Below are 17,086 nucleotides of genomic sequence, written 5' to 3'. Positions count from 1 at the left end.
CACTATTTTCCCTATCAGGAGATAATTACATAAAACTAATATTATAATATTTTGTGATATCATCCCCAGCAAATTTACTTTACAATTCTTTTATTCATTAAACATGTACTAATCCAAAATAAAAAGCCAGGTAACGAACCAAAAACGTTCATTATCTGACTTTTATTTATCGCTTATTATTTTTGATCACGTTTTTTCTTTGCTCCTGTTAGGCCAAAGATGCCAGCTAGACTAGCGATCGCAAAGCCAATAATAGTTGACTTATGCTCATTAGTATTACCAGTCTGTGGAAGAGTCTGTTTCTTCTGCCCTACGTGGTTAGCTAATTGAGCAGAAACAAAGTGATCATTTGCAACCCTTTTAACCGTTGTTTCTGACTTATTCGTCCCTTCTCCTTGGCTTGGAGAGGATGGAACAGGTTGACCTGGATTCGTCGGCTGTCCAGGTGTTGCTGGTTGAATAGGCGTATTTGGTTGTTGCGGTTGACTTGGCTGAGTAGGTTCATCTGGCACTATTGGTTGGGCAGGCTTACCTGGCGTTACCGGTTGATCTGGCTTACTATTTTCTTTATATGAAATCGTAATTGTTTGATCACCCGTCTGTGGTGTTACTGTTTCCGCGGCAACACTCTGTTGACTAGCAGTATAGCCTTCAACTGCCGGTACATCATACATTGGCCACTCAGGCTTGGCAGCTGCTACCCATGAACTATAAGTTGCCTTGCCAGTAACTTCATCAAAGGTTGCTGTCCGCGTAAAGCTTACAGTTTGTACAACCCGCTTATGACTGCCGTCTGGATAATTAATTATAATTGTCCGCGTTGGCTTTACAACCAATTTCTCCATCTGATCATAATTTGCACTCGGCGTTCCCGGTACTGGTCCGGTCGGTGCCTTTTCCCCTGGCTTAACCAGAATTGTCTTGTGTTCAATCTTGATTACTACCGTTGGAATTCCCTTATCAGTAACCGTTACCGTAGTTGGAATCTCCTGTCCGGGCACTGGTTGCCAGCCAGCCGGAATCCGTGGCGTTATCTTGATTTGTTCACCGGTTTGACCACTAATGACTTCCGAACCAATCTCATTGCCATCATTATTACGATAAATAATCTTATTTTCGTGCTTATTAGGCGTGTAGTTAATTACAATTGTTTGATCCGTCGTCGAAGCAGTCACATTTTCCATTGCTAACTGCGATAAATTAGCAGTGTAGCCATCAATCTTAGTTGGCGTATAAGCATCGAACTTACCAGTATTCCAACTTACCGTAGTGTCACCCGTAACCATGTTCTTCTTTTCAGTACCTGTAAGTGAAACCGTCTGAACAATCTTTTTGTCACCGCTTGGCAAGTGTTCAATAATCGTCCGCGTAATTGTCTTCGTCTGTTGACTAGTTTCAACCTGTGGCTCAATCACAATTACAATTGGCTTAATTCCATCAGGACCAGCAACTACTGATTCTGGAATATTTTGTCCAGGAATAATCTGCCAGTTAGTTGGAATTACTGGAGTTACTTTAACCGTTTCACCAGTCTTACCGCTAATATCCGTGTGGCTAATTTCTTTACCGTCCTTATCCTGGTAAATAATCTGACCAGTTTGTTCGTTGGCAAGGTAAGTAATCACAACCGTAACATTCTTAGTTTCAGGGGTAATCGATACCTTATCAATTGAATTAATAGTTGAAGTTCGACCGTCAAGTGTCTGCTCAAGCTTAGCCGTATAGCCTGGTTTATTAGCAACCTGATATGCTGACCATGAGTCATTCGTCCAAGCACCTAAATTGGTTAATTCACCTGTAACCTCATTATAAGTAGCTGTCCGCGTAATGGTTGCCGATTGTTCAACCGGCTTTGCATCACCATTAAGGATCGTCCGCGTTGCCGTATGACTCAATTCGTGGTTAATAAACCAGTTTGGATCACTAGGGTCTGGATTAGTCTGTGGATCAGTTGGATCGACCTTGATAAGTTTGGCAGTTAAGTGAATAGTGAGCGATTGATCCTTGTCAGCCGTAAATGTGTAACTAGTTGGTAATTGCTGACCAGTAGCTAATTTGTAATGTGCTGGAACTGTTAAATCAAGGTCACTGATTGTCTCATCAGTTACCCCCGTCTTAACAATCGCAGCACCGACTTGTTGGTCCTTATCATCGACAAATTTAATCGTAACTGCTTGCTGGTTAGCTGTGTAGGAAATATTAACACTTGCATCACCATCTGTTGCGTTAACCTTTTGAGCTGAAATTGTCTTATCAGCAGTGTAGCCATCTACAGCCGGAGCAGTGTATGCATCCCATTGTGCTGTCTTATCCTTGGCATCTGATTTAGCAACTTTCCAATCACTGTAACTTATCTTGCCAGTTACTTCATCAAATGTAGCTGTTCTGGTAAATTCAACAGTTTGCATGACCTTCTTCTTAATTCCGTCTGGTAATTCAACCGTGATTGTCCGCCTTGGAGTTACCGTTAAGCTCTCCATCTTCTCGTAAGTCTTAGTTGGATCACCTGGAACCTTACCAGTTGGGATATCCTTTTCAGGAGTTTCTGGCGTTACCAAGATTGTCTTGTGTTGAATCTTAATTGTGACAGTTGGCACACCATCTGGAGTAGCTTTCACTGTCTTTGGAATGTCCTGACCTGGAACTTCTTCCCAACCAACTGGAATATTTGGTGTCACATCAACAGTTTCATCAGTCTTACCAGATATTGGGGTAGTACTAATTTCATTACCATTGCCATCAACGTAGGAAATTTTACCAGTTTGCTCATTAGCTGTGTAAGCAATTGTGATCGTTTCCGGCTTGGTTTCAGCAGTAATGGCCACCTTATCGATTGAATTAATTGTAGTAGTTTGGTTATCAATTGTTTGTTCAATCTTAGCCGTGTAACCTGGCTTGTTTGGCACTTGATATCCAGGCCATGAAGCCTTAGTCCATTCGCTAAAGTTAGTAAGATCGCCAGTTACTTCATTGTAAGTAGCCGTACGAGTGATGGTTGCAGGTTGGGTTTCAAGCACAGTCCCATCGGCCAACTTAATCGTACGAGTTACCTCATGCTTCAAACCTCGGTTAGTAAACCAGCTTAGATCTTTAGTTGGGTTCGTCTTTGGATCAATTGGATCAACTGTTACCTTCTTTTCAATCAAGTGAATAGTAATTACTTGATCTTTAGCAGCTGTAAATTTGTAGCTTGTTGGTAACTTTTGACCAGTAGCTAATTCATAGTGTTCTGGAACTGATAAATCAAGATTATCAATTGTCTGATCAGTTACACCATTCTTAGTAATATTGCTATCGACCTGTTTGCCGTCTTTATTATCATCAACAAACTTAATCGTTACACTTTGCTTATTAGCCGTGTAAGAAATCGTAATTACTACTGACTTAGTCTTATCAGTAACTTCTGTCTTATCGATTGATTCAATAGACTTGTCACCGTCAGTAATTTTAGCAGTGTAACCATCTACAACCGGAGCAGTATATGCATCCCACTGAGCGTTTCCATTCTTGGCATTTGACTTAGTAAACGTCCACTTACCATAAGTTACCTTACCAGTTACTTCATCAACTGTTGCAGTACGTTCAAATGATACATTTTGCTTAACAGTAGTTGGATCACCAGCAGGTTGACGTCCAGCTGGGTAAGTGATGTTGATCGTACGAGTAATAGTTTCGTTCAAATCAGATTCGTGTGCACCATCGATTACCTTATCAGTTGGCGTCTTTTCACCTGGCTTAATTGGATCAGTTGGTGTTACATCTCTAGTCTTATGAGCTAACTTGATGTACAGGTACTGAGTCAAAGCTTTACCAAATGTGTAATTGTTTAATTCAGCTAAAGGCTTCTGTCCAGTTGCTAATTTGTAACCAGCAGGAATAGTCAAGCCCAAATCAATCTGTGACTCAGCAGCACCTGACTTGGTAAGAGTCTTACCAACCTGTGCGTTATCTTCATCAGCATCTTGGAAAATAATATTCAAAGTTGCATCCAAAGTAAACGGAGCAGTTGTTGAAGCTGGAATCTTGTAGTTTGGATTGTCCTTTTGCAACTTAGCAATTGCAGCCGGAGTTAAAGCAACTTTGTAAGTACCGGCTTCTGTTGGCGTAGGGATTGGGTTGCCTTGATCATCAACAAATTGGTAATCATCAGCAGTCAATCCTGAAACAGAGGTACCAGGGTTATTTCCAAGAGTCAAAGTTGTTGGGAACTTGCTTGGATCAATTTCTGTACTTGTGCTCTCTTGACTTCCACCAATTGTTACAGTAGCAGCAGCTTGAACAATTACATACTTAAATCTACCTTGCTCAGTAATCTTGTAGTTTGGATTGGCCTTTTGCAGTTGGGCTAAACCGGCTTTCGTCAAAGCAATGTAGTAAGTACCAGCATCTGTTGGAGCGTCAATCTTCTTACCATCAGCATCAACCCACTCATAGTCGGCATCAGTTAAGTTAGTAGTATTCAAACTTTCACCATCAATTAACCCGTCAGCATTAAATTTAGCTTCATCATGGTTAATTATTGCTGGTTGACCATCATAAGTCTTGCCATCTGGTGTTGTTGCCTTATCAGTCAAGTTAACAGCAAGTGGTTTTTGATCAATAGTGAATGTTGCTGAACCCTTTAATGAATCAGCACTTAAAACTACATTGCCGCTACCAGCATAAGCGTTAACTGCATCCTGCAAGTGAGCTAAACCTTGGTCACTCAATTTAAGCGTGTAGGTACCAGCATTTACTGGATTTTCATTGTTTTCCCAAGTGTAATTACCATCTTGCAAAGTGTAAGTACTTTGAACAGTGGAGCCTGGGAATGTGAACTTAACGATGATGTTACCGTTAGCACTATCAATTTCAGCAGTTGAAACTGGTTGACCATCGTAAGTCTTGGAGTTCGAACCACTAAGAGTTGCATCCCCAGTAACCGCATTAATAGTGTAAGTGTACTCACCAGTAATTGCGTTATCGGCAAAGCTGTAGTTTGGATTGTCCTTCTTAATTTGCGCAATCGCAGCATCAGAAAGCTTCAAGTAGTAAGTACCAGCGTTCGTTGGGTTACCAGTCATTGCAACAAGATTTCCTTGAGCATCCCTGCTGTACCAAACGTAGCTATCAGCAGAAATACCAGTTAGGTTAAGATCTTGACCAGTAACTAAACCAGTTGGTGTCCAGCTAACATCATTTAAAACATCAGCAATCGAAGTGCCTTGAGCATTGTAATCCCGCATACCAGAACCACTAATTGTAGCACTTGCTTTAGCAGGATTAATCGTGTAATTAATCACACCATTTACCGCATTAAAGCTGTAATCTGGGTTAGCACTTTGCAAGTCCTTAAGAACACTAGCCTTCAAGCGGGCTTGGTAAGTACCGGCATCAGTTGGAACACTATCAAGCTTCGTGTCGCCATCGTACCAGTCAAAGTCACTAGCCTTAATATCAGTATCAACTAATGGTTTGTCAGTAACAGTACCATCAGCCTTAATTGTTAAACCACTAACATCAAGACTTGCACCTTTGCCATCATAAATCTTAGATTGGTCATCGCCAGAAATTGTGACATTTGTGATTTCCTTAGGTGTGATCTTGAATGTGGCTGTACCTGAAAGATCACCAGTATTAATCGTTACATTACCAGCACCTGCTTGATTATTAAGAGCATTTTGCAAGTGTTGCAAAATTGCATCTTTATTCAAGTTAATTGTGTAAGTACCAGCATTCGTTGGTGCTGAGCCATCAGCCCAAGTGTAGTCATCGTCTTGCAAAGTATAAGTACTTGCAGTAGTTGAACCTGGGAAGGTGAAGTGAACCAAGATTTGGCCGTTACTGTTAACTTCAGCAGTCGTTACAGGTTGACCATCAAATACCTTTTCATTAGTACCTTCAAGTTCAGCCGTAGCTTCAGCTGCAGTAATCTTGTAATCGGCATTGGTATCAAACGTCCACTTGTAGTTAGCACCATTATTACCAGTTAAATTCTTGAGCTTCTCTTGCCCAGCTTGTGATAATTCAACTTGGTATGTGCCAACGTTAGTAGCATTGCCAACGATTTTCAAATCATCATTAGTTAAAGTCAATGTTTGCGACTTGCCATCTGGTGAGTAAACAGTAGCTTCTACACTGTATTTACTCAAATCAAGACCTGCCGGTAAAGTTTGCTTAGCATCATAAGTCTTCCCATCGCTACCTTTAAGCGTAACAGTGGCTTGGCCTTGGTTAACTGTAAATGTTCCCTTAGCAGTTACATTAGCAGCTGTTTGTGGGTAAGCATAGTTGGTACCTAGTGCTTGTTCGATATTAGCTAAACCTTGAGCTGATAATTCAACTTGGTATGTGTCAACATTACCAGGCATTTGACTAAAGACAAGGTCACCATCTTGAGCAGTGTAATTAAGCTTAGTACCATTTTCAGTAGTTACAGTTAAAGTGTAATCACTAGGATTTGCCTTAATTGCATTAAGCCATTCTGATGAGCCATAAGTTACTGAATTCTTACCACTAACCGCGATCGTTACTGGCATTTGGTTGACATAGAAACTAGCACGAGCACTTGCGGCTTGCTTCCAGTTGTAGTTCTTAGTTACATCCCCATGACCAGTAATTGCATCTTGAATCTTAACTAAACCAGCAGCAGTCAACTTAATCGTGTAACTACCAACATCAGAGTTAGCTGGCACAGTAGTCAAATCAGCTGCAGTCAAAGCTACCTTGGTTACAACTGGAGTTTCAACGCCATTAACTGGTGCAGTTACACTTGCAGTGTATTGTCCATCTTGAATAGCAGTTGAATTACCATACTTCACGTGCTCTGCACCGTTAATCGTTACTGTGGTAACAGCTGGCGTGATGACATATGAAGCTGGAGTGTGACTTGGTTCAACAACATCAGTATTGTTACTTTGAGCAACTGTGCCGTTTTTACCAACATTACCTGAGAAGTCATAGTTAGGGAAAAGTTGACGTAACTTATCAGTCAATGACTTAGAAATCTTAACTGCGTAGTTTCCTACATCAGTTGGTACACCACCATTAGGATAACCAACTACATAAAGGTCACCAGCAGTCCAGCTAATACCAGTATCTACACCGTTATTGTAAAGCTTACCATCTTTCCAAGTAAGCACTGGAGCCGGTCCAGCATCAACCCAATTAGTAAAGTCGAGTGTATATTTACTTGGATCAAATGGAAGAGCCGTACCATAAACTGTGGTTTGGTTACCAGTTAATGTAACTTCTGCCTTATGTTCATAAATGTAGTAGTCGCCACTGCTATCCTTTGTTTGACTGATAGTATAGTTATTTGCACCAGATAATTGCTTGATCTTCTCTATAGCAGCTGCAGTCAAACGTACTTGATATGGTGTACCTTTTACAGGACTACCATCGGCATTTTCTCCAGCGTTAGCTTCCTTAGCTACCTTACCTTCACTATCAACAACTTCCAAATCATCTGGAGTCAAAGTAAATTGACCTAAACCGGTTGGTTCAGTTTCAGAATTGCCCCAAACTAATTTAATTTGACCGCTATCAATCTGATCTTGAGTAATTACAGCATCTTCACCGTCATAAACCTTAGAAGCAGAGCCGGAAACGCCAATTACCAATGCAGCAGGATTGATTACGTAAGTGATTTGACCAGTAATTGTACTCTTACCTTGGTCTTCAAAAGTATAGTTTGGATTTGCATTCGCAAAGGCTGTCTTACCTTGGTCGTTAAGCTTCAAGTAGTAAGTACCAGCATTAGTTGGAGCAGAAATGGCATTACCATCTGCGTCATACCAACTAAAGTCATCACTCGTAAATGTCGGAACAGTTAAGTTCTCAACATTGTTAAAGCCGTAATTCTTCTTGGCTTCAGTATCAGTAGGAACAAAGCTTACTGGACTACCATCATAAGTTGACTGTTCATGACCATAAAGTTGAACGTTGCTTGCAACGGCTTGCTTAATTTCAAAACTAGCAGAGCCAGCGTTATCAGCAGTAGTGATCAACGCAACATTACCACTACCAACGGCTTGGTTAATCTGCTTTTGAATATTTTCAATTCCACTAGCAGTCAACTTAATCGTGTAAGTACCAACGTTCTTTGGAGCAGCATTATCAGTTGTTTGCCATTGGTAATCACCATCAGTCAAAGTGAAGGTCTTAGGCAAGTTAGCAATACCAGTGCCATCAATTACTACCTTAATAGTTGAACCATCAGCATATAAGTCCGCAGTAGTAACAGCTGAACCATTGTAGGCTCTTGAATTGCTACCGCTCAAAGCTGCAGTTACTTGAGCTTGAGTAATCGTGTACGTACCTTCACCAGCCGAAGCAGTAGCTGCCCACTTCACATTATCACTGTTAATCTTCTTAATGTTGTTCCAGCCTTGTTGTGACAAGCGAACTTCGTACTTACCAACATTAGCTGGAGCTTCTGTCGTCCACTGACCATTAACCTTAAATTCAATGTCGCCTTGCTTCAAAGTGAAGCTTGGATTATTTGGTGCATCTAATACAATCTTGTACTTGCTCAAGTAGTCGCTAATTGGACTGCCATCATAAGTCTTGGTTGGATTACCGGAGAACGTAACACTACCAGTAGCCTTGTCGATTTGCAAAGTTCCTGTAGTATCGCTTGCACTCACCGTGTAGTTTTTACCAAGAGCATTTTGAACCTTAGCTAAACCAGCAGTTGTCAAAGCAACCTTATATGAACCAGCATTTATAGCTGAACCATCAGTGATTTCAAAGTCATCAGAACCAAGTTGAACCTTAGTTAAACTTGCCAATGCTCCAGTCGTATTACCATCAGCCTTAGCGATTGAAACAGTCACACTGTTGGTGCCGTCAGCATTGTACACAACATTGTAAGCTGAACCCTTGTAAGTTTCAGTCTGCGTGCCGCCAACGCTAACCACATTAGCAGATGGGGTAATCGTAAAGTTAGCCGTCCCACTAACTGCATCAGCAGCAAATTCTACATTGCTTTGCTTCTTTTGACCACTACCAGCTAAAGACTTGATGTAATTTTCAATGTTAGCAATACCAGCGTCAGTCAAAGTAATGGTGTAATCACCAGCATCAGTAGCGTTACTGCTAATTGTGTAGTCGCCTTGCTTCAAAGTGTAAGTTTGACCATCTACACCTGGGAAGTTCACGCTAACCTTGATATCGCCGCCATTATTAACGTCGGTAGTTGAAATTGCACTGCCGTCGTAAACTTTGCTGTTAGAACCACTTAAAGTTGCAGTAGCATTAGCTGGCGTAATCGTGTAAATTCCTAAGCCAGTGTTAGTCAAAGTAAAGTTAGGGGTATCAGCCTTCAACGTAGTAAAGCCTGCGTCAGTTAATTTAACGTAGTAAGTACCAACGCTCTTAGGATTTTCTGCTAATGGATTACCAGTAGCGTTAACCCATTCGTAACTGCCACCAGTTAAACCAGTAGTGTTCAAAGTTACAACTTTTCCATTAACAGTAGCTGTAATTTGGAACTTGGCTGGATCAATTTGGTTAGTTACTTGAGCGTCGTAAACCTTGCCGTAGTTGCCAGCTTCAGTATTAGCCAAAACTGCAGCCGTACTCAATGGTGTAATGGTATAACTAGCAGTTCCTCTAATTGCATCGTTCGCAAATTTCACATTGCTTACGCCATTTTGACCTGTGCCAACAGCTTGATTAATGATCTTTTGAATAGCGTCATTGTTCAAATTAATAGTATAAGCTGAAGCACTAGCGTTTACTGGAGCACTGCCATCTGGAGTATTCCAAGTAAAGTCGCCAGCGCTCAATTTAACAGTAGTTGAGTAGTTGGCATCCCCATTCTTAGGATAATGCAAGGTCAAAGTGATGTTGTTGCCATCGCCACTTGCATTCAAATCATCAACTGTAACAGCACTGCCATTGTAAGCACGAGTACCACTACCAGAAAGAACCGCACTGGCGCTTGCTTGGTTGATCGTGAACGTGCCGTTACCAGTATTAGTCAAAGTGAAGTTCGGGTTATCAGCTTGTAGTTTAGTCAAACCATCCGCGTTCAACTTAACTTGGTAAGTACCGACATTCACTGGAGCTGAGCCATCAACCCAGCTGAAATCAGCGCTAGTTAAATCGTCGGACTTCAAAGTTACAGTCTTACCGTTAACAGTTGTGGTAAATGTGAACTTGCTTGGATCAATTGAACTTGGAGCTGCACCGTTATAGGTCATCTCGTAATTGCCAGTTTTGGCGTTAGCCATCACCGAATCACTAGCTAACTTGTTGATTATCCAAGTTGCGTCGCTAGTAATCGTTGACTTGTCGCCATCGGTCCAAATGATACTGTTATTGCCGAATTGGCTCCTAATTCCATTTTCACCTTGGTCAGTTAAACGGACTTGATAATCGCCAGCATTAGTTGGCATCGTCGTTGTCCAGTTTGTGCCATCAGTTGAAAATTCGACATCGCCACTTTGCAACGTGTAAATACCAGAGTTAGCAGTTGGACCAGTGACAGTAACGTGCAAGCCATTATTCAATTCAGTATTGGTAATTGCTTGGCCATTGTAAGTACTTGAGCCATTACCAGTTAACTTGGCAGTTGCGACAGCACCGTAAGTGATGTTGATCGTAGTATCTTGAGTAGTTCCATTAACTGTTTCAACTGGAACTTGACCATTAACCAATTCAATTGGAGTAGTCTTACCATCCACAGTTTGGGTAACTGACAGAGTATAGCCCTCATGAGTAGGTACATCTTGTGCAACCCAATTACCTGTTGACCAATCGCCATAAACTACACCAGTATCGTCATTATTAACCTTAGCTGAGCGAGTCAATGTAACTTTTTGAGTTTGAGTAGTTGGCTCCTTACCTGGTTCAGTAATTGTAATTGTCCTGGTAACTAACTTATTAAGCATTGAGTTTGGTACGTAATAAGTAGTTAACTCATTGCGCATGAACCACTGATTAGCAGTCGAATTCGTAAATTGAGTATTCGTATAATAGCTTGGCGATGCAAAAGTAAAAGTAGAATAAGAGTCTGTATTATTAATAGTTACAGCAGTATAGCCATCAATAGTTGGAACGTTAACTTGCCAAGTATTACCTGCAGTCTTAGAAAATGTCCAAGATCCAGAAATTACATGGAAGCCTGGTGTGTTCTTATCACCAGCATTATCATCCCAAGCCCAATCACCATAAGTAATTGTATTGTTATTAACATTTAAAGCACCGGTACGGTTATAAAAGATTTGCGCTTGTGCTTCTGGAGCAATTTCTTGACCATCACGATCGCCACCAGCAATCTTAAATTTAGCAGTTACTGTTCTTGACTGAGTCTCAACTGGAATATACAAAACAGTGTGAACTGGCTGTGCTTCATATGCAGTAGCATCTTTGGTATAAGCTAACGATGCCTGCTTAGGATCAGTTTTTTCACCATTCCAAGTTGGGTAAACAAATTCATTGGCTGGTTTGCCCGACTTGTCAGTAACAACAGCTGCTGTGTAGCCATTAAGAGTTGGAACGTCAGCAGTAACTGCGCCCCATTCTTGAGGTAAGTTAGTCCATTTCCCTGAAGCAACGTGATAGCCATGATCTCCTTGTGTAGTATCCCAGAGCCATGGAGTGTATGTACTCTTCTTGGTTACCAAGTCCTCTTTCTTAGTTCTTGAGTAGTAAACATCAACAACAGCTGGGCCAAAGGCATTCCCATCTTCAGTATAAGTACCATCATCGTTAACCTTGGCTTTCACATAGTTAACCGTTGCGGTACGAGTTTGCTGTTCTGTAGTCTCTTGAATCTTGTGCTTTACGTTAATTGTGATCGTTGCACCAGTTAAAGCTTTTTCAACGGCGGTAGTCTTGTCCCACTTGTAGTTAGGAACCCACCACTCAGTCGTTGCATCAGTAAGTGGCTTTTCATAATTACCCGTAAATGTAGCTCCGTCAGGAACACCACTGACTGAAACTGATTCATAATCACCAGTTGTAACGCCAGCAGGCAATTGAGATTGAAGTTGTGATTTAAAGTTAGGATCATAGCCACCATTTCCAGCATTAGCTGTAGGAACGACAACACTGCCGATGTCCTTATTCTCAGTTTCATCATGCACCTTAATGGTAAAGTGCATTGACTGGTGAACGCCAACTTTTACGACAATTGAAGTATCAGTAAACTTATCCAAAGTGTAGCTTGTTGGAATCGTAGCACCATCGGCTAAGACATAATTGTAGACTCCCTCTTTGCCAGCAGGAAGCGTCATGGTAAAGTTCAGCTTAGTATCTTGGCCCGGCACGAAAACTTGATCGTAAGTCTGGCCTACAACCTCATCATTGTTGTAAACATCAACAAACTCGAAAGTTACATTTTGCCCCTCAGTATAGGTAACAGTGATTGTGCTATTTTTAGTCTCATCTGTAACTCCAGTCACTTCTGGTACCTGTCCATTCTGAGTTTCGATTGATTGACCAGCGGCATCAGTAATGCTCTTAACACCTAGCTTGTCAAACTTCGTTGGTTTAAAGCCAGCAAAATTATCAGTGCCTTTAACTGTCCAGTCACCTTCGCTACCTACAACGATCTTGCCAGTGACTAAGTCATACTTAGCAGTCCTGGTAAATTCAACTGTTTGTGTCTTTTCAGAGTCTGGAATTTCAGCCAATTGATCAGCTGTTAAGCCTTCATAATTAATTGTCCGCGTAACGTCTTTAATTAATCCTTGATTCTTGAACCAGTTTGTATCCTTAGTTGGATTTGTATCTGGATCAGTTGGATCAACTGTTTCAGTCTTATGAATTAAGTGGATCTTTTCAATTATGTTTGTAGCAGAGTAGTTCTTTAAGCTGTAGGTAGTTGGCAAAGTTTGATTCTCAGCCAATTCATAATTCTCTGGAATTGTTAAGACTGGAGCAATTGTAGTTGCTTGGTCCTTAATGAATTGCTGCGTTTGAGAAGAAAGAACCTTCCCGTTTTCATCATCATCCACCAATTCAAAAGTAACTGGTTGCGCCACGACGATATTAGTTGCTACATCGTAGTAATAGTTACCGTTACTATCAACTTGGGCGCCAATTGTGCCCTTTGGTACAGATACACGAACCGTTACGTTCTGCGGACCACTGACTAAACTGCCATCCTTGTTAGTCTGAAGTCCAGTTAAGCTATAAGTTGGCGTGTAATTAGTTGCAGTTTGCTTGAAAGTACTTGGTTCACCCTCCGTGCCACCTTTGTTGTAAGTATCATAGCTAACTGCTTGTCCACCATTATTAATTAAAATTGAGCCTTGGTTTTCAGTACCATTGGCAATACTGCCGCTAGTTCCATCAAACTTAGTACCATTAGTCTTAAATTCTTCCCCACTAATAGCAGTTTGCTTAGGAATGACAGTGACAAAAACTCTAATTACTTGGTCTAAGTTACTTGATGGATAATGAACGGTAATTTCACCTTGATTGATGCTGTCAGTATTAATATCTTTTGTCCAAGTAGCAGTGTGCTCTTCCCAACCTTTACCAAAGTTTAAAACAGAATCAGGTAATGGCACCGTACTTCCTTCAAGCACTGTGATATTACGGGTATCATTAATCGCAACCGCACAAGTAGCTACCGGCGTAGTGATATCTTTTCCAGCCGCATCCTTGTAAGTAGCGGTAATTTGAACATTGTTATATGATCCGGCTTTATTCCAGGTAGGTTCAGTGCCGTTAACAAATTGATAAGTAGTTCCGTCAGGAAAGACACTTTTATTAGCTACTAACTGTTCAGCCGTTAACGTAGTTCCGTAATCAACGGTCTTACTTTCAGCTTTAACATTAGCCTTAGAAGTTACGGTAACGTTTTCTACCGTAAATTCACTACCACTTGGTAAGGTAATCTTAATACTACCAGTTTGACTTTCTCCAGCCTTGGTAAAGGATAATGTAGCAGGACGGCTATCCTTGCCAAGCCACTCAAAAGTCGTTCCCGTAGGCCATTTACCATCTGGCAATTGGTTAGGCTCATTTAGAGTATTCCAAGTAGGATAGTCCTTATGTACTGCAGCAACAGTTGCTGGATTAGTAACTAAGGTAGATAAAGCATCATTATCATATACATAAGGCTTAGTAGCATCAGTTAAATCCAATATCGTATTGTCGCTAGTTCTTACAGTTGGCGCTAAAACAGTAACCGTATTGGTGTTATTTTGCCATGTGTTACCGCTCAGCGACTTAAATGAAGCAGTGCTTGTATTGTTAGTTACCTGATACCAGTGGTTGACCTCGTTAGCAAAGTCTGCGCTAGCGACGTTCCCACTGAACGCTGCATTAGACCAAATAAGCGGCTGACCAGCCTTATTTAACGTCGGATTAAGAGTTGCCGTATAGGTAGCGAAAAATTTTCCACTTCTAAAGCCACCAACTGGGGCTACCTTATTAATCGATATATCAGAAGGTGAAATTGACGTGCCATCTGGTAATTCAATATGAACACCCTTAGTTAGGTAGCCATCTTTAGCTAATTCCCTTACCTTATTCATATTCTGAACATAAGCTGGGGCTTGATAGCCCATTTTATTGTAATTAAAAAGATAAATTGGATCACTAGTTGGGGCAGCGACATAGTTCACATCAACTGTTTGCTTATCGGCATTCGGGGCACCACTTAAAGTAAGCGCAAAGTGATTAGTCTTAGCCGTCGCTAAGTCAGTCGGTGCAGTCCAATCAGTAAACGAGGCTTTAATTCCCAAAGCGTAAGCCAAAGCATAATCTTGGTAGAAATATTCACCTACAGCATTATTATTACTTGCTAAAGCTACAGGATCAAACGCAAGTTGAGTATCCGCATTTGTTAAAGGTCCAGTAGCAAGTTGTGCATTAATTACTGGATTGCCATTAGCATCCTTCGGAATATCATCACGTACTTTCAGTCCTTTAACCAGATAAGGAATTTTTACAGTATAAGGATCACCAATTACATAAGAAGCTGGTGAACCTGCATACATGTCACCAGCAGAAATTACTTGACCATGATCGGTAATCTGGACATCAGCCCAATGGATACCTTCTTCACTAGTATCTAACGGTGATAATAACTTAGCGGTTACACCAGTAGGATCTATAGTATATCCATTATTAAGAATTGTATTAAGACTATTACCATTAGCATCCGGAGTATTTAAGTCATCTACCTGCTCATTAACCTCTGGTACATAGTAATACTGACTCGAGTTCAGTACTACTGTAGCTTCAAGACTAATATCGGTAACATCAACCACGGCGTTCGTCCCATCGGCATAGGTTACAAGAACTGTGCCTGAATACATATCACCATTAGGATTATACGTTGCTGGTATTTCTGGTACTGTCTGCCAACTAATCTTAGCGCCTGCTTCTTCTAATTCTTTACTATTTGCGATAAACTTAGCGGCATCGTTAGTCAGATTAGTCCCTGGAAGAACGTAGACTGATTGACCAGTAGAACTATAAGCAATAGGAGTAATATTCTGTGTTTTAGCTTTTGAGGCAGCTAGAGTTTTAGGGTCGATTTTTGCAGTAGTTTTATTTTTAGCAAGGTCTAGAGATTGGTTAGCAGGATCAGCAGTACTGTTTTGAGATGAGTTAGCAGTAGTACCTTCATCATTCTCTACTGTTTGTTGACTGTCTGGCTGTTTATTTGTGTTAGCCGGCGATTGACTAGTCGCCTTATCAGTGTTAGACTGCGCTGTTGGATTAGTTGTGGTAGGCTGTTTGCCCTGGTTATTTTGTGGATCCTTTTTATTTTGGGAATCAGCAACTGATTGGTTATTTTCCGTTGTTTGCTGCTTGCTTTCATCAGCTTGACTGTCAGTAACTACTTTGGCTTGAGAAGTAGCAGACTGCTCATCCTCATTAGATGCGGATGTGGAAACTGCGCTGACTTCCTCTACTGGTGTCGCTGTTTTCCCCTTAACATCAGCTTGAACGCTAGTATTTACTAGGGCAGTTGCGCCAAAAGCCAACATAAATGTGGCACAGGCAGTAATCCATTGCTTTTTAGCTTTGTATAGTTTGTAATTCCGTTTTTCTGGAACCATCCTCTTTAAAGGGTTGTTTTTACTCATATTATTCCCCTCTCTTTTTTATGCATTTTTACTGTTATTAATATACTTACAATTATAACGCATTTTCATATTGTCCGTTTCACTTTTGGCTAATAAGTAAAGTAACAAAAATTAGTCGTTTGCTTATAATAAATAAAATAACAGGATTTCCTTGATACACCTTTTTTAGACTTTATCCATCACAAATGTTTAAATTCGACTGATAAAAAAGTCAGATAATAAGCATATATATGTTTATCATCTGACTGCTATCCGCCATTATTTTATTTTGCTGGCTGACCAGTTTTTATTTCAAATCCTGCCGTAATCGGAATCGTTTCCCCAGTCATCGCGCTGGATGCAGAAGTTGCGGCAAAGTATACAGCTTCGGCAATCTCTTCTGGTTGCACAATCCGGCCTAACGGACTGTAGTGGCCGAACCGTTCGATTTGATCTGCCGGGAAAAGCGGTGTTTGCGTTGGTCCCGGAGCAATACTGTTAACGCGAATTCCATATAGGCCATAATCCATTGCCATTGCCCGTGTCATATTGATGATTGCCCCTTTTGTCGCGTTATAAGCAACCATGTCATAATCACCAGCTAAGCCCGACACAGAGGAAATATTAACAATTGTTCCACTCTTTTGCGCCATCATTTGTGGCAAAAAGGCCTTGCTCACAAGGTAAGTTCCCTTGACATTAACGGCAAAGACGCGATCCCAATCCTGTTCCTCAACTTCGTGCAACTTTCCGTTAACTACAATCCCGGCATCATTTACAAGCGCGTCGATTTTTTGGAACTTGTCGTAGGTTGCTTGTTGAAGATGCGAAACACTAGCTTGGCTGCTAACGTCTGTAAAACTAAAACCAATACGTTCCTTACCAACTTCTTTTTCCAGCTCATCATACAATCGCTCTCCTTTTTCTTCTTGGTCTGAGGCCATCATTACATTCCAACCCTTGGCTAAGAAAAGCCGCGTTGTACTTAACCCAATTCCGGAAGTTCCCCCGGTTATTAATACTGTCTGCATATAATTCTCCGCTCTTTTGGTTGCCAGACTGTCTTA

Annotated in this window: 2 protein-coding genes; both read right to left on the bottom strand. The window is 41.0% G+C overall.

All coding sequences use genetic code 11. The annotated features are described in order from the left end of the window. Nucleotides 1–176 precede the first annotated feature (176 nt). Complete coding sequence (locus H5S39_RS06935; RefSeq protein WP_182596358.1) at nt 177–16,040, bottom strand: MBG domain-containing protein; 15,864 nt, start codon at nt 16,038–16,040, stop codon at nt 177–179. Between the two features lie 263 nt (nt 16,041–16,303). Further along, nucleotides 16,304–17,050 carry an SDR family NAD(P)-dependent oxidoreductase gene (locus H5S39_RS06930; protein ID WP_182596357.1) on the bottom strand — a complete coding sequence of 249 codons (747 nt, stop codon included), beginning with the start codon at nt 17,048–17,050 and terminating at the stop codon, nt 16,304–16,306. Nucleotides 17,051–17,086: the final 36 nt, after the last annotated feature.

This window comes from Limosilactobacillus rudii (assembly GCF_014145455.1).
In the GTDB taxonomy this organism is placed as follows: Bacteria; Bacillota; Bacilli; order Lactobacillales; family Lactobacillaceae; genus Limosilactobacillus; species Limosilactobacillus rudii.
The sequence above is the reverse complement of the archived record's forward strand: the minus strand, read 5'-3'. Positions and strand labels throughout refer to the sequence as shown.

Coding starts and splice junctions, on each gene's coding strand:
- H5S39_RS06935 (WP_182596358.1), bottom strand. CDS start 16,040: ATGAGTAAAAACAACCCTTTAAAGAGGATGGTTCCAGAAAAACGGAAT.
- H5S39_RS06930 (WP_182596357.1), bottom strand. CDS start 17,050: ATGCAGACAGTATTAATAACCGGGGGAACTTCCGGAATTGGGTTAAGT.